This is a genomic window from Streptomyces panacea (assembly GCF_040560175.1).
Taxonomy (GTDB): Bacteria; Actinomycetota; Actinomycetes; order Streptomycetales; family Streptomycetaceae; genus Streptomyces; species Streptomyces panacea.
Map to the genome: position 1 here is coordinate 20,006 of NZ_JARJHW010000037.1, position 14,707 is coordinate 34,712.

The window sequence follows — 14,707 nt, forward strand, 5'->3', positions numbered from 1 at the left end:
GCAGTCATGAGGCGCAGACTGGTAATCACCGCGATGGCGGTCGGGATACTCACCACGGTCGGCGGCGTCGGGGCCGTCGCCCTTCACGGTGACGACGGCAAGGCGAGCAGTGAGGGGAGCGCGGGTCTGCCGCCCGCGACGGCAGTGGTGACTCAGGGCGACCTGCAGGTCACTTCACAGGTGTCCGGAACGCTTGGGTTCACCGGAGAACGCACGCTCAACGCGGCAGGTACGGGCGTGGTGACATGGCTCCCTTCCGCAGGCACCGAGATCGGCCGGAACAAGAAGGTGTACGAGATCGGTAACGAGCCGGTCTACCTTCTCTACGGGCAGCGGCCCATGTCCCGCACTCTGGAGCAGGGAGACAAGGGCCCCGACGTTGCCCAGCTCAAGCAGAACCTCATCGCTCTGGGGTTCGGTGACGGGATCGCCGCTGACGACGAGTTCACCCCTGGCACCGCGGCGGCAGTGAATGCCTGGCAGGAATCGCACGGGCTGAAGGAGACGGGGAAGGTCACACCGCAGAACGTGACCTTCGCGCCTGGAGCGCTGCGTGTGGCGGGCGCGAAGACGTCGACCGGTGCGATGCTGCAGCCCGGCACACCGGTTCTGCAGACCAGCGGGGCACGCAAGGTCGTCACCTTCGAGGTGAAGGTGGAAGTCGCCACGCGTGTCGAAGCCGGTGACACCGTCACGGTGGATCTTCCTGACAGGACCGCGGTCAAGGGACGCGTCGCGACGATCGGGAAGACCGCGAGCAAGACCGACGAGGACCAGGCCGCGAAGGTAAGCATCACCGTCGAATTCGACAAGGACGCGAAGGCGAACGGCATCGACGAGGCCCCCGTCACCGTGCACCTGGGGGGAGAGAAGCGGGAAAACGTCCTGTCCGTGCCTGTCGAGGCGCTGATCGCCCTCTCGTCGGGAGGGTTCGGGGTCCAGACCGTGGAGAACGGCCGGGTACGGGAGCTCCCCGTCAGGCTGGGACTGTTCGCGGACGGCCGGGTACAGGTCGACGGCAAGGGGCTGCGGGCCGGGATGAAGGTCGGGGTGCCCAAGAAATGACACTCGAGACAGAACCCGTCGTCGACCTCCGCGGCGTCGCCAAACGCTACTCCGGCGACGTGACCGCGCTCCAGGGCATCGACCTCACCGTGCGCCGAGCCGAACTGCTCGCGATCGTGGGTCCCTCAGGATCGGGAAAGTCGACGCTTCTGCACCTCGTCGGCACGCTGGACCAGCCGACCTCTGGAACAGTGCGCATCGCCGGACACGACATCAGCACGCTGAGGGACCGAGAGCTGTCGGCCCTGCGGTCACGGCACATCGGATTCGTCTTCCAGGCATTCCACCTAGTTCCGGCTCTGACAGCACTGGGCAACGTGATGGAGGGCCTCAGGTACTCGGGACTGGCCCGCAGGGCCCGGCGTGAACGTGCCGCGCGGGCCCTGGAGCGGGTCGGGCTCGCCGACCGGACGGGACACCGTCCTCACGAACTGTCCGGCGGGCAGAAGCAGCGCGTCGCGATCGCCCGGGCGGTCGCAGGCGAACCGGACCTGTTGCTCGCGGACGAACCGACCGGAGCCCTGGACTCACGTTCCGGCGATCAAGTGATGAAGTTGCTGCACGAACTCCACCAGGACGGCGCGACCATCGCCGTCATCACCCACGACCGGGATCTCGCCGCGAGCCTGCCGCGTCAGGTCGCCCTCCACGACGGCCGGATCGTCACGGACACAGCACGTGCGAGCGCTCAGTGAGGGGCCGTCAGCTGTCACCCGCACGCCTGTCGGGACCGGACGCCTGGGAGGTCGGCTCGGCGGGACTGCGGGGACGCCCGATCCGCGTCATCCTGTCCGCTCTCGGAATCGCTCTCGGTATCGCCACGATGATCAGCGTCGTCGGGATATCCGAATCCTCGAAGGCCGACCTCATGCGGCAACTGGACAGGATCGGCACCAACATGCTCCAGATCACGCCCGGCCAGTCATTCGGGGCGGGAGAGGAGCCCAGGCTTCCCGAACAGGCCCCCGCAATGATCGGCCAGCTCAAGGGGGTCGATCATGTCGGCGCGGTCGGCAAGACCAAGGCGTCCATTTACCGGAGCGAGCACATAGATTCCGGCGTGACCTCGGGAATCGATGTCCTGGCGGCGAGCGAACCACTGCTGGACACACTCCGCGCGACAATGGCCTCCGGGACATGGCTCAACGGCGCCACTGGGCAGTACCCGGCCGTCGTGCTCGGACATGTCTCCGCCGAGCGTCTCGGCGTCGCCACTGCCGGGCAGAACGTGTTCATCGAAGGCCGGTACTTCACAGTGATCGGCATCCTTGACCCCCTGCCGCTGGCGCCGGACATCGAGCGCTCGGCGATGGTGGGCTGGGAGGCGGCCGAGACCCTTCTGGGCTTCGACGGGCACCCGACGATGATCTTTGAACGCTCGGCGGACGACAAGGTCAGCGAGATCCAGAAGCTGCTCGCCCGCACCGCGAACCCGGCGGCGCCCGGCAAGGTCACCGTGTCGAACCCGTCCGACGCGTTGGCCGCCAAGGCCTCCTCAGAAGCGGCCTTCACGAACCTGCTGCTCGGACTCGGGGCGGTCGCTCTGCTGGTCGGCGGCGTGGGCGTCGCCAACACCATGATCATCAGCGTGCTGGAGCGGCGCCACGAGATCGGCCTCCGCCGCTCCCTCGGCGCCACCCGGGGGCAGATCAGACTGCAGTTCGTCACCGAGGCACTCATGCTGTCGGGGCTCGGCGGCCTCGCGGGCGTCGTTCTCGGATCGGCCGCGACGTGGATCTACGCGGCCTCGACGGGCATCCCCTGGGTGGTTCCGCCATGGGCGATGGGTAGCGGATTCGTGGCCACCCTCTTCATCGGCTCCGCCGCAGGCCTCTACCCCGCAGTGCGCGCCGCCCGCCTCTCTCCCACCCTCGCCCTTCAGGCGGCGTGACGCCCGCTCGGTCTCTCCTCTCCGCCGCGCGGTGGAGAGGAGAGACCGAGCGCCCCTCACAGACAACCGCGCCCTTTCGGCGGGTCGAGTACCTGGAATTCGTTCAGCGTTTCCGTGACGGCAATGGGGCCGGTCGAATGTCTGGTTCTCGCAGCGAAGAGACGGACCCTGTACGGTCCGGCCGGCCGTCGCGGCGCCGTCGCGGCGGGCACGGCAACGGTATGCGCCAGGGGCAGGGAACCCAGGCGGCGCGCGGCGTTCGCCCGTGCGGTCAGGGACCCGGCAGCGAGGCGTGCGCACTCGTAGCGGGACTTCGAGCGGGCGCGGTACACCACGGCGCCAGTGTCGACGGCGGCCGGCGCTATGCCGGCCGACCGTTACCCGCACCCGGCGACGTGGGTACCGAGACGTCCGGTGATCCGGGCCCGTGCACGGGGACACCGCGCCCTGGGGACCGGACCGGACCGGCGAGGCGCCTTGCAGTGCGTCGCACAAGACGCCTCGCCCCGCCGCTCCGCGTACGGGAACCCGCACGCCGGCAGCCCGGTCAAGAGGTAGCCGACGCGCCGACTACCCTCCCATGAGGGGGCCTTGGGGAAGAACGGGCCCGTGACCGACGTCCGTTGCGGTCCGGCCACGAACCCAACCACGCTGCCCCGGCCCCGACCATGCCCTTCGGTCTTCGGCATTCCGGGCGCGGGGCTTTCACGGGGTGTCACCCTTCTGCCAGGGGGTGTGATCGGGCGTCAGAGCTGGCCGGACGCCTCGATGGTGACGTTGGACTTGGTGCGTCCACTCTGGCTGCCGAGCTTTTCGATCTTCGCAACCAGGTCGAGCCCGGCTTGGTCGGTGACCTCGCCGAAGACCACGTGCTTGCCGTCGAGCCACGGCGTCACCACGGTGGTGATGAAGAACTGCGAGCCATTGCTGTGAGGACCGCTGTTGGCCATCGACAGCAGCCCCGGCTTGGTGTGCTTGAGAGTGAAGTTCTCGTCGGCAAACTTCTCGCCGTAGATGCTCTTGCCGCCGGTGCCGTCACCACGGGTGAAGTCACCGCCCTGCAGCATGAACGCGGGGATGACCCGGTGGAAGCTGGATCCGGCGTAGCCGAAACCCTTCTCGCCGGTGGCAAGAGCGCGGAAGTTCTCGGCGGTCTTGGGGACCACGTCGTCGAACAGGTCGAAGTTGATGCGCCCGGCGGGCACGCCGTCAATGGAGATATCGAAGTAGACCTTTGTCGTCATGAAGCCATCCTGACACCTCCCACCGCCCCGCCTGATCAGCAGGACCCTCATGCGCGGCCGCGCCGTGCTCAGCACGGAGGAGTGACGTCCGTCAATGGGCGGGCGGCCGGCCCTCGCGCAGTGGGTGAGCGAGAAAGGCGTAGACGGTCCCGTACCGCACGGCCACACGGCCACACGGCCACACGGCCACACGGCCACACGGAAATCATCACAGTCGACAGCGAGGCGCGATGTCGGCCATCGGGGTGCGGGACCCGCCCCCGGTCCAGGCGGCACCGCAGAACCGCGTCGTACCGGAGCCTCTCCTCATCCTGCCGACCGCCGTGCGGCAGGATGAGGCCATGAGCGTAGTCAAGATCAACGTATTGACCGTCCCCGCCGAGCAGCGGGAGACGCTGGAGAAGCGCTTCGCTTCCCGTTCCCAGGCGGTGGAGAACTCCGACGGGTTCGAGTGGTTCGAACTCCTCCGTCCCGTCGAAGGCACCGACAGCTACCTCGTCTACACGCGGTGGCGCGACGAAGAGTCCTTCCAAGCCTGGATGGAGGGCCCCATGAAGGCAGCCCACCAGAGCGGTGGCACGGAGAACGGCGAGCGCCCCAAGCCGGCCGCGAGCGGGTCCACGCTGTGGTCCTTCGAGGTCGTACTGCAAGCGGCGCCGAGAAACGCGTAGACAAGACCTCGGGCCGGACAGCTTCGGCGGCGCCTTCGGATCACGGTCGGGAACACGACAACAGCGGATGGAGGACTTGAGGCGACCTGGTCCGGTGGCGCCGAGCAGGCCGGGACGCGTTCAGCGGTGGGTTGCGCGGGGATCACTGGTCGTCTCCGTTGGCCGCGTCGCTACGCTCCCTGTCAGACGGTCGGCTCCCCCGGCAGGCATGGCGAAGCCGGGACCGGAGCGACCGTCGATCAACGGCTTTTCGTGCAAGGGATGTGCCGGTAGGCCGAACGTCGGGCGTGCCTCTTACGGGTCTTTCGGAGAAGCCCTGTCAGCCGACCCGCGCAGCCGCCTGGTTCGAGCAATCACCCCTCTGGCTGCGGAGCAGAGGCCGACTCGGGCGTCTTCCCATACTTTCTCCATAGTTGATCATTCCGGGGAAGGATGCCTGATGGATCTCCAGTTGAGCGGTAGGGTCGCCGTCGTCACGGGGGCCAGCAAGGGCATCGGGCTGGCCATCGTCGAGGCGTTCGGTCGTGAAGGCGTACGCGTCATTGCCGGCAGCCGCACCACCACACCCGAGCTCGAGGCGCTGCGTGGCAGCTACGACGTCACCATCGTGAACGTCGACCTGTCTCGAACGGAGGGGCCGGCCGCACTCGTGCAGCAGGCGGTCGACCAGCACGGCACGATCGACATTCTGGTCAACAACGTAGGCGTCGCCGGTCCCCGTTCCGGCTTCTTGGATGTGGACGATGCCGAGTGGCAGCGCGTCTTCGACCTCAATCTGTTCAGTGCGGTCCGTGCCAGCCGGGCAGCACTGCCCCATCTGCTCAAAACTGGCGATGGCTCAATCGTCAACATCACTTCCATCAACGCCCGTCTCCCCTTCCCCATGGTCGTGGACTACTCGGCTGCCAAGGCCGGCCTGGCCTGTCTGACCAAGTGCCTTTCCGAGGAGTTCGCACCCCGCGGCGTACGCGTCAACGCTGTCGCCCCCGGCCCTGTCCGGACTCCTTTCTGGACCGCTCCGGGTGGTTTCGCCGACGCCACAGCGTCCGCGGCCGGCACCACTGCTCAGGAAGCCATCGACGAGGTCGTTCCCCGCAGCATGGGCATCTCCACCGGGCGCTTCACCGAGGCCCACGAAGTCGCCGACCTGACCGCCTTCCTTGCCTCACCGCGAGCCGCAAACATCACTGGCTCCGAATTCGCTGTCAACGGCGGCCAGCTCAAGACCGTCTGAGCCGTCCGAAGGACACCTCCCGCTTCGTCGTCCCGCCCCGCCGCTGGGCCGTCGAGAGCAGACTCGCGTGGATGGGGCACACCCGGCACCCCGCGAGGGACCAGGAACGCCTCGTCCAGCAGAGCGCAGGCTGAAGGACCTTCCACTTGCTGAGCAGGGCTTTGTGATCCGGCGGACGGTCCGGCGCTTTATCTGCGGGTCACCCGCCTCCACAGCGAACTCGTTGCCCACAACGCGCCCGTCGCCTACCAGATGGTCCGCAGCCACGTCGCCACCCTCCGCGGGGCTCCGGCCGGCGCGCCGCCCCGGCCGCCGCCGGTGCGGCAGGTGACCGGGTGGCTCACCCGTCACCCCACGTCCCTGACCGAGGAGGACCGGTCCGGTCTGAAGGATGTCTTGGCCCGATGCACCGAACTGGACACGGCAGCCGGACATGTCCGCGACTTCGGCGAGATACTCACCGACCGCCTCGGCTCGACACTTCCCACCTGGATCGACGCGGTCGATGCCGGCCAGCTACCCGGCCTCACTGGCTTCGCACTCCACCTGCTCGAGATCTCGATGCCGTGACAGCTGGGCTCACCCTGGACGGGAGCTCCGGCAGCATCGAGGGCGCCGTGAACCGCATCAAGAAGATCAAGCGGCAGCTCTACGGTCGGGCCGGATTCGAACTGCTCCACAAAATGATCTTGCTCCAATAGCTTTTCGCGACGGTGCTGTTCCGTCGCTGGCGGCGGGGTCAGAGTTCGGTCGTCCAGATCCCGACAGGGTGCTCACTCGGTGGCAGCCACAACTGAGGCTGTGACTCCCGATGCCTCACCTCAGTCTGTTCGTCCCAGTGGAATCGGTCATGCGCGTCGGGCCACGCAACTTGCAGCACAGGGAAAGGAGGCCGCCGGTAGAACCAGATGGCCTGTCCGAAGAAGGTCCGGTACCAGCGCAGATCAACCTGCCTGAGCGCGACTTCGTGACCGTCGACAACGTCAGGATGTCTCTGGCCGTCGGCCAGTACACCGCCCGCGGCGGACTTCTCTCCCAGCCTGTTGAGAATGCGGTGCATGACGTGGACATCGAGTCCGAACATGGCGAGCTCAGGTGAGTTGTGAGCGTGCGCGAGGCCGATCGTGTAGGCGAATCCAGGACCGATGTCGTCCTCGGGAACCATCACGACATGCCATCCGTGCCGCTGCACGTTCTCGATGATCGTCAGATCCATGCGGTCCGCTTCGTCTCGGTCACCGTAGTCGTGGCAGAGGACGCAGCGGCACTGGAACGGATCGGCAGTCATACGCGGAGGCTACGAGGTGAGTGTTTGAGCCGGGCCGGCCGGGCTCGTGATCGCCCTACAATCGAACGACACTGTCACCCTCTGCGATCAGTCCTCACGATCTGTGCCAGAACCGAGTTCTGACAGCGCTGGACCGCTGGTCAGGACACCTGTCAGGCTCCGCCTCATGGAGATCCTCGATGTCCTGACCAACATGGCGAAGACGGGCCGGCTGGGCCCGGTGTTCAGCGGAGCCGAGTGGAGTGATGTGACCGCGGCTCTCGGCGAGCCGTGGGACATCGGAACGATGAGCCGGAACAGAAAGTGGCCGAGGCTCTTCGCCTACGGAGACCTTGAGCTGAGTGTCTGCCGCTGCCGCAAGGTGTCTCTCATCTGCGTCCAGACCTGGCGCGACGTCGTCGAACTCCCCCCGTCGGTCGTCGGGGGGACGGACACCTTCCCGGCAGGACTCAGCCACGTGGACGTCGTTTCCGCCTTGGACAAGGCCGGCTGTCCCTGGGAGCCCTATCCGCCGCTGACCTTCGGCAACCAGCGCTCGCTCGTGGCGATCCCGACAAAAGCGAACTTCACCTTCGAGATCCCCGAGGGCGAGGAACCCGTGTTGAACGTCATGGGACTGCCTGGCGACGGACACGACTGCAACGTGAAGCGCCGTCAGAACTCGTGAACATTCATCGATCCAGTGATCGTCAACCGCTGCTCGAACTCGTCGACAAACGCTGTCGCTGAACGTGAACGAAGCCACGAAGTTCCTCTCCGCGTTCGCCGCCCTGCACGATCCCCCCTCCCGCACCTGCCACGACAAATGCCGGGCCCGGGGGAAGGCCCACACACAGGCCCTTCTCCGCCTCACCCGGCAACGGATCAACGTGCTGTTCGCGATGCCGCGCGACGGCACCTTCCACAAACCCCGTGTCGCGCCAGGCAACGGCTGCATGGAACCAACCCGCGGGAAGGCCGACGCAGATCAGCACCTTGGGTCGTCTGCCCATGCCGCGATATCCGCGGCCCCCTGACGGACAGCTTCTTCCGGGTCCCGGGCGAGCTCTCCGCAGGCCGCTGCCACGTCCGGCGCGCCGCCCGGTCCCACGAGCGCGTCATGCATCCCGGTCTGAAGCCAGTCGGCCCGGTTGTCGTCGGCCTCGGCAGTCGCGAGAGCGATGAGCCTTATGGCGGCCACTGTCCCCACCCGGGTCAAAGCCTCTGCCGTCTGCCGCGTCACCGCCATGTCATCGACGTCCAGCAGCAGACCCACCAACACCTCCGCAGCCTCAGGAACATCGGCGCAGGAAGCAAGGTCACGCCCGGCACGAACACGTTGCGTCCACGCAGGAGACGACGCCTCGGCCAAGGCCGCCTCCAACCCCCTCGCTATCTCTCGCACGACCGGACAGTCTCATGCCCCACAGAGAAGATCGAGTCCCTGGCAGAAGCCGCCCACTTGACGAGGAACATAGAGGCACCCCCCGGGGCCTGGTCAGTCGGGTACGAGCACGGCGGCGCCGTTGACGCGGTCGGCCGCGAGGTCGGCCAGCGCCTGGTCCGCCCGGCCCATCGGATAGGGACTTGACGTGACCTGAATGCCGATCCGTTCGGCGAGGGCCAGGAAATCGCGTCCGTCCTGGCGTGTGTTGGACGTGACGCTGCGCAGGTCTCGCTCCTGGAAGAGATGGCGCTGGTAGTTCAACGAGGGGATGTCGGAGAGGTGGATGCCCGCGACCGCGAGCGTGCCGGACCGGTCGAGCGCCTCCAGAGCCACCGGGACCAGGTCGCCCACGGGAGCGAACAGGATGGCCGAGTCCAGTGGTTCGGGCGGGCGCTCGTACGCGCCGCCTGACGAAGCGGCGCCCAAGCTCAGTGCCAGTTCACGTGCCCGCGCCGACCTGGTCAGCACATGGACGGTGGCCCCCTCGGACAAGGCGACCTGGGCCGCCAGATGGGCCGAAGCGCCGAAGCCGTAGATGCCGAGACGCCCGCCCTCGGGAAGCGCACTGCGGCGCAGCGCGCGGTAGCCGATGATCCCGGCGCACAGGAGGGGCGCGAGCGAAGCGGCGTCGCGGGCTTCCGGGAGGGGGTAAGCGAAATCCGCCGGGACCAGCGCCATCTCGGCGAAGCCGCCGTCCGCGTCCCAGCCCGTGTAGGTGGACCGGGGGCAGAGGTTCTCCCGCTCGGCCAGGCAGTAGCGGCACTGGCCGCAGGTGCCGCGCAGCCAGGCGCCGCCGGCGCGGTCGCCGGTACGGAACGAGGTCACCGCCTCGCCGACGGCGACGACGCGGCCGACGATCTCGTGGCCGGGGACGATCGAGGGCCGCCGGGGCGCGAGGTCCCCTTCGGCCAGGTGCAGATCGGTGCGGCAGACGCCGCACGCCTCCACCCGCAGCAGCAGATCACCGGGGCCCGGGGCGAGTTGGCGCCGGACCCGGGTCAGGGGGCCGGTGCCGATGGGGCCGGGTCTCTCGACGGCCCAGCCGTGCGTCGTCTCCGCGGAGACTGCGGACGTCATGCTTCAACCATGCGGCGGGTGCTCCGCCGGGGCAACCGGATCCGGGGCCGCACCGTGCCAGGAGGCGCCTACGGTCGGTGGCATCCGGTTCACGCGGAGGCCGCGCCCTGGCTGGCGGCGAGGCGGGCAGCGTCACGGTGAACACGGTGCGGCCGGGTCGGCTCCCGACGTCCACCGTGCCTCCGTGGGCCGTGACCACCGCGTGGACGATCGCCAGGCCCGGTCCGGTACTGCTGCCCGTCGTACACGAGCGGGCGTGGTCGGCGCGTACGAAGCGGCCGAAGACCTCGGGCAGCAGATCCTCCTCGAACCGGGACCGTCGTCCGTCACCGTCACCGTCACCGTCAGCCTGATGCGGCTGCTGTCGGCGGACAACCGGACGGTGACTTCGGTGCCCGCCGGAGTGTGGGTGCGGGCCTTGGCGAGCAGATTTCCGATGGGCTCACCGTGCTCCGCCGCCGCGCGAACGGCGAGACCGTCGAGGACATCCAGCCCGACCCGCTCATCCCCACCGGCCGCCGCGAAGGACAGAGCCCCAGCCTCTCCAGCACCTGCCGGGCGCCGGCCGAGCACGAGAAGACCCAGGCGTACCCGGAGGCCGGCGAAACGGCGCACGCCGACTTCGCCGCCCTCCAGCAGCGCGACCGCACCGCAAGCAGTTACTCAGCGCTACACACCACCTGGCGGTAGCGTGACGAGAACAGGGCCTTGAAGTACGGCAACCGGCGGGGGAGTTACCACCGGCTTCACATGCGGGCAGTCGACGGAACCTGGGAGCGGGTGTCCACCGCGCCCATGGACCAGGCGGACGCCGACGAGGACCTGAACTGGGCCGCCTCGGTGGGGCAGGCTAGTTGCTCAGCCAGTCCCCTCGTAAACCTCCAGCTCCCCGTCGAGTTCGAGAGCGAGCACGGTGGCTTCGGTGTCCACGTCGGAGGTGTGTGGGGCGTCGATCCACAGCACGCCCGGCACGTCGTGCAGTCCGCCGACGACGCGATGTGCGAGCTGAGTGCCCGTGCCGAGGACGCTCACCCGCTTGACCGGCGTACGCAGTCCTCGCACCGCCACCGTCTCCCGGGGCGGGTCGAAGCAGACCAGGTAGAGGGTGCGCCGGTCCGCCGAGAGTGTGCTGGGGCCGTAGTGATGACCCGCGGGCAGTCCGGTGACGGTGCTGTACACCGCCTCCTTGTGCCGGCCTATCCATGCCCCGAGCCCTTCGAGGCGCTCGGTCTGCTCCGGTGTGACGGTGCCGTCCTCGCGCGGTCCGACGTCCAGCAGGAGGTTGCCTCCCATGCCGATGGTCTCGGTGAAGTAACGCACCAACTGGCGCGCCGACTTGTGGTGGTGGTCGTCGGGCTGAAAGCCCCAGGAGTCATTGACGGTCAGACACAGCTCCCAGGGCCCGTCGGGGGCGCGGAGCGGAACTCCTTGTTCGGGAGTGGCGTAGTCGCCGTGGCTGAGCATCCGGGCGTTGAGGACCGTGTCCGGGTTTCCCGCGTGGATCCGGGCTGCCAGCGCATCCATCCGCCACTGCTCCTCGGTGCGTTCCCACTCGCCGTCGAACCACAGCAGATCAGGTGCGAAGCGGTCGACGAGTTCGCCCACCTGGGCGTCGCGGTAGCCCAGGAAGCGGCTCCAGGCCTCAAGGTCCTCGACACCGTCCGAGGGGGCACTGAACGGGTTGGTGTTGATACCCGGGTTGTGGTGCGGCGGATCGGGGTGCAGCACGCTCGCGTAATCGGGATGGTTCCAGTCGGAGTGTGAGTAGTAGAGGCCGACCTTGAGGCCGCGGGCGCGCAGGGCGTCTACGTACGGTGCCACCAGGTCGCGGCCCGCCGGCGAGTGCCTTACCACGTTCAGATCACCCTGGGCGGTGTCCCACAGGGCGACACCGTCGTGGTGACGGGCCGTCAGTACGGCGTATCCGGCACCCGCGCGGGCGAACAGGTCGGCCCAGGCGACGGGGTCGTACTTCGAGGCGGTGAAGCCGTCGAGCTGATTCATGTACCGGGCGTGCGGCACCTGGCCGCGGTAGAAGGACCAGGACTCGGGGACGCCGTCGACGGAGTAGATCCCGTAGTGGACGAAGATGCCGAGCTTGGCATCGGGGAACCAGGGTTGCATGACCATGAAGCCACGCTAACTCGACTCTGTCGGTGATCTTGTAAATGTCGGAGTCCGCTGCCGGCGGCCCGCCAGGACTCATGCCGGGGGAATCCGTGCCGGTCCAGGAAGTTCCGGAAGGCCGTCGGTCGTCGCAGCGCCAGGCGGCGGCACTTGGGCGGCCGGTGGCCGCAGCGCTCCGCGACGTGCGCGGCGATCTCGCCGATGAACCGCACCCGGGGCCGGCCTTCGGCCCGACGTACTCCTCGCCGGGCCCCGCGACGGGCGCGGCGAGAGGTTCGGCCCACCGAGCACGCCGGGGCCCTATCTCTTTGGTCAAGGAGGTCGGGTGCTGGTTGGGGCGTCTGGAACGATGTGCCTGTGCATGCTGATGATCAGGTTGGCGAGGGCGTCTCCGCGGACCTCGCGGCGTTTCTCCGGAACGCCGATGACGGCCGTCCGGTGAAGATCGTTCCTGCTGTCTGTGGCGGGTGTGGCGGGCGCGTGTTCTTCGTGCTCGTTGACGATGTCGAGGGCGGAGCCGAGCGGGTGTGCGCTGGTTGCGGTGTCCGCGCGTTCATCGCGGATAGCGAGGAGTTCTGGGAGGACGCGGATCCTGGCGAGGCCGGCTGCCCGTGCGGGAGCGAGGAGTTCGAGATCGCGGTCGCGTTCTCGCTCGCAGGCGACGAATCGGTCCGCTGGGTGACCGTCGGGCTGCGGTGCCAGGAGGACGGCGCCGCTGGGGTCTATGCCGACTGGAAGGTCGACTACGGCCCCACGGATCACCTCCTGACCATGGTCTGAGTCTGCGGAGGGACGGCCCTAACGGGCTGCGGTTCGTGGAAGGTTCCGTCCCGGAGCATCGCGAGAAGCACGTCGGCTCGTCGCCGGTGTCGATCACGGACCCGAAGGCCGGAGGCTCCATTGCGGAGCCACGAAGACGGTAATGGGGGGAACAACAACCCGCCCCGCGAAAGGACTTGAGGGAACGGGGCACACCCGGCACCGGAGAACCCGCCCCTTCCCGGGACACGGCGAACTCGCCGTCGGCCACCGCGAGCCGATCGACGCCGCGCATACAAGAGAACCGAGGCCGCGGCCGGCATGCGTACGAGTCCGACGCGCACGCCGACTCCGCGGTCCGACCCCTCACCCCCGGGCAGCCCGCACCGCCGGAGCACTTCTCAACTCCGGGCGCGGCCGCAGCCGTCAACTCGGGCGGGTCGCGGGCGGATTGCGAGCGGCCACCCGGTCCACCCCTCCTCGTCAGGTCATCAATGCGCCTGAGATGTCCGTGTTTTCGGCATGCGCAACCGGGGGTTGACCGTTTCGGGAAGTGGCTCTAAGTTTCTCGCAGCCCACTGGTACATCGATTAACCACATGGTTAACGTCCTGGTTGGAGACATCCCGCTGTGCGCTCATCCCCGAGTCGGCGCGGTTTCCTCGCAGCAGGCTCCGGCCTCGCCGCCGCTACCGCGCTTCCCGCTCTGTCCGGCTGCTCCACGCTCGCCTCGGCCGATTCCGACCCCGGCACCCTGCTCGTGCACACCCAGCTCGGCACCACCGCGCCGGGCTCCCCCACCTACGAGGCCGTCGTCAAAGCCTTCCAGAAGGAGAACCCCGGGCTGCGGATCAAGAACCTCGTCAACGGCGACGACCTTCCCCAGGTGTACGAGACCTCCCGGCTGGCCCGCAAGGAGCCGGACGTCGTCATGGTCAACCTCTACGACAAGACGCTGGCCTGGACCGACGTCGGTGCCACCGTCGACGTGAAGGGGTATCTCGACGACTGGGGGCTGCGTGAGCGCGTACTGCCCGCCGCCCTGGAGGAGTGGACCGACAGCAAGGGCAGGCTGCGCGCCTTCCCCTACTTCGCCACCAACTGGCCCGTCGCCTACAACACCGCCCTGCTGGAGCGGGCCGGCGTCGACTCCGTACCCACCACCGGGGACCAGCTGATCGGCGCCGCGCGCAAGCTGCGCGCCAAGGGCATCGCCCCGGTCACCGTCGGCGGCAACGACTGGACCGGCCAGAAGCTGCTGGCCCAGATCATCCAGACCTTCCTCACCCCCGACGAGGCCAGGAACGTCTACTCGACCGGTGACTTCAGCGGCAGCAGGGGCGTCCGTGAAGGCATCGACTACTTCGTCCAGCTGCGCGACGCCGGTGTCTTCGCCGACAAGGCGCAGGGACTGACCTCCGACACGATGACGACGCAGTACAACACCGAGGCTGCGGCCATCCAGTCCGCGATGTCCTCGGCGCTGGCGAAGGTCGCCCCGAAGCCTGCCGGACACACCGCGATCGGTGGCTGGCCGCTGGCCCCCGGCGCCTCGCACGGCAAACCGACGATCCTGCGCTCGTACACCCTCATCGGCTTCTGGATCAGCCCCAACGGCGTCAAGAAGCTGCCCTCGGTCGAGAAGTTCCTGCGCTTCATGTACCGGCCCGAGGTGGTCTCCCGCTTCATCACCGAGAGCGGACGGGACATGGCCCTCGTGACGGACACCGTCAGCAAGGGGTTCCCGCTGGTGGCCGAGGCGCAGCGGCTCGGTGAGCGGGTCAGCCAGGTCCTCCTGCCCGATCTGTACGTCCCTCCGACGGCGACCCAGCCGCTGATCACGGCGACCAGCACCGCCTTCACCCCGGGGACGAGCGCGGCCGCCGTGCGCTCCGCCCTCGAATCCGCCTACCGCACGGCCTGATC

The 14,707-nt window shown here is 68.2% G+C and carries 17 protein-coding genes and 1 pseudogene; 12 read left to right on the forward strand and 6 right to left on the reverse strand.

Going from position 1 to position 14,707, the window contains the following annotated elements; translation table 11 throughout:
• Window positions 1-6 precede the first annotated feature (6 nt).
• The 3 genes from P3L51_RS12070 to P3L51_RS12080 are packed head-to-tail and all read left to right on the forward strand — an operon-like array spanning window position 7 to window position 2,956.
• Complete coding sequence (locus P3L51_RS12070; protein ID WP_354605139.1) at window positions 7-1,065, forward strand: peptidoglycan-binding protein; 1,059 nt, start codon at window positions 7-9, stop codon at window positions 1,063-1,065.
• Complete coding sequence (locus P3L51_RS12075) at window positions 1,062-1,760, forward strand: ABC transporter ATP-binding protein (RefSeq protein WP_354605140.1); 699 nt, start codon at window positions 1,062-1,064, stop codon at window positions 1,758-1,760. Before P3L51_RS12070 ends, P3L51_RS12075 begins: the two co-directional genes overlap by 4 nt.
• Complete coding sequence (locus P3L51_RS12080; RefSeq protein ID WP_354605141.1) at window positions 1,757-2,956, forward strand: ABC transporter permease; 1,200 nt, start codon at window positions 1,757-1,759, stop codon at window positions 2,954-2,956. Before P3L51_RS12075 ends, P3L51_RS12080 begins: the two co-directional genes overlap by 4 nt.
• 746 nt (window positions 2,957-3,702) lie before the next feature.
• On the opposite strand, the gene P3L51_RS12085 is transcribed toward P3L51_RS12080, so the two are convergent.
• Entirely contained in the window at window positions 3,703-4,200 is a 498-nt protein-coding gene (locus P3L51_RS12085) for a peptidylprolyl isomerase (protein WP_354605142.1), read from the reverse strand.
• A gap of 341 nt (window positions 4,201-4,541) precedes the next feature.
• On the opposite strand from P3L51_RS12085, the gene P3L51_RS12090 reads away from it, so the two are divergent.
• From P3L51_RS12090 to P3L51_RS12105, 4 genes are all read left to right on the forward strand, one after another.
• Window positions 4,542-4,871 (forward strand): antibiotic biosynthesis monooxygenase family protein, encoded by a 330-nt coding sequence (locus P3L51_RS12090; protein ID WP_354605143.1) that lies wholly within the window; start codon window positions 4,542-4,544, stop codon window positions 4,869-4,871.
• A 439-nt stretch (window positions 4,872-5,310) separates the two neighbouring features.
• Entirely contained in the window at window positions 5,311-6,105 is a 795-nt protein-coding gene (locus P3L51_RS12095; RefSeq protein WP_354605144.1) for an SDR family NAD(P)-dependent oxidoreductase, read from the forward strand.
• A gap of 327 nt (window positions 6,106-6,432) precedes the next feature.
• Complete coding sequence (locus tag P3L51_RS12100; protein ID WP_354605161.1) at window positions 6,433-6,675, forward strand: hypothetical protein; 243 nt, start codon at window positions 6,433-6,435, stop codon at window positions 6,673-6,675.
• Window positions 6,672-6,806, forward strand: a complete 135-nt coding sequence (locus P3L51_RS12105; protein ID WP_354605162.1) for a hypothetical protein — start codon at window positions 6,672-6,674, stop codon at window positions 6,804-6,806. Before P3L51_RS12100 ends, P3L51_RS12105 begins: the two co-directional genes overlap by 4 nt.
• A gap of 38 nt (window positions 6,807-6,844) precedes the next feature.
• Here P3L51_RS12105 and P3L51_RS12110 read toward each other — a convergent pair whose 3' ends face one another.
• Complete coding sequence (locus P3L51_RS12110; protein WP_354605145.1) at window positions 6,845-7,393, reverse strand: DUF4262 domain-containing protein; 549 nt, start codon at window positions 7,391-7,393, stop codon at window positions 6,845-6,847.
• A gap of 166 nt (window positions 7,394-7,559) precedes the next feature.
• Between P3L51_RS12110 and P3L51_RS12115 the strand changes: the two genes are divergently transcribed.
• Window positions 7,560-8,060 carry a hypothetical protein gene (locus tag P3L51_RS12115; RefSeq protein ID WP_354605146.1) on the forward strand — a complete coding sequence of 167 codons (501 nt, stop codon included), beginning with the start codon at window positions 7,560-7,562 and terminating at the stop codon, window positions 8,058-8,060.
• Between the two features lie 82 nt (window positions 8,061-8,142).
• Window positions 8,143-8,307, forward strand: a pseudogene (locus P3L51_RS35985) (IS110 family transposase); the annotation flags it as partial.
• 53 nt (window positions 8,308-8,360) lie between these two features.
• Here the strand turns inward: P3L51_RS35985 and P3L51_RS12125 are convergent.
• From P3L51_RS12125 to P3L51_RS12135, 3 genes are all read right to left on the reverse strand, one after another.
• Window positions 8,361-8,777 carry a hypothetical protein gene (locus P3L51_RS12125; RefSeq protein WP_354605147.1) on the reverse strand — a complete coding sequence of 139 codons (417 nt, stop codon included), beginning with the start codon at window positions 8,775-8,777 and terminating at the stop codon, window positions 8,361-8,363.
• Window positions 8,778-8,870: 93 nt separating this feature from the next.
• Complete coding sequence (locus P3L51_RS12130; protein WP_354605148.1) at window positions 8,871-9,896, reverse strand: zinc-dependent alcohol dehydrogenase family protein; 1,026 nt, start codon at window positions 9,894-9,896, stop codon at window positions 8,871-8,873.
• Complete coding sequence (locus tag P3L51_RS12135) at window positions 9,781-10,194, reverse strand: ATP-binding protein (RefSeq protein ID WP_435594436.1); 414 nt, start codon at window positions 10,192-10,194, stop codon at window positions 9,781-9,783. Before P3L51_RS12135 ends, P3L51_RS12130 begins: the two co-directional genes overlap by 116 nt.
• A 149-nt stretch (window positions 10,195-10,343) precedes the next feature.
• Between P3L51_RS12135 and P3L51_RS12140 the strand changes: the two genes are divergently transcribed.
• Window positions 10,344-10,586, forward strand: a complete 243-nt coding sequence (locus tag P3L51_RS12140; RefSeq protein ID WP_354605163.1) for a hypothetical protein — start codon at window positions 10,344-10,346, stop codon at window positions 10,584-10,586.
• Window positions 10,587-10,754: 168 nt separating this feature from the next.
• On the opposite strand, the gene P3L51_RS12145 is transcribed toward P3L51_RS12140, so the two are convergent.
• A complete protein-coding gene (locus P3L51_RS12145; RefSeq protein ID WP_354605149.1) occupies window positions 10,755-12,026 on the reverse strand; it encodes an alpha-L-fucosidase in 1,272 nt (423 codons plus the stop codon).
• 354 nt (window positions 12,027-12,380) lie between these two features.
• Here P3L51_RS12145 and P3L51_RS12150 point away from each other — a divergent pair, with 354 nt between their 5' ends.
• Both P3L51_RS12150 and P3L51_RS12155 read left to right on the forward strand, forming a co-directional pair.
• On the forward strand, window positions 12,381-12,803 hold the full coding sequence (locus P3L51_RS12150) for a hypothetical protein (RefSeq protein ID WP_354605150.1): 423 nt from the start codon (window positions 12,381-12,383) through the stop codon (window positions 12,801-12,803).
• A 609-nt stretch (window positions 12,804-13,412) separates the two neighbouring features.
• Window positions 13,413-14,705: an ABC transporter substrate-binding protein gene (locus P3L51_RS12155; protein WP_354605151.1), complete on the forward strand. Its 1,293-nt coding sequence runs from the start codon at window positions 13,413-13,415 to the stop codon at window positions 14,703-14,705.
• Window positions 14,706-14,707 lie beyond the last annotated feature (2 nt).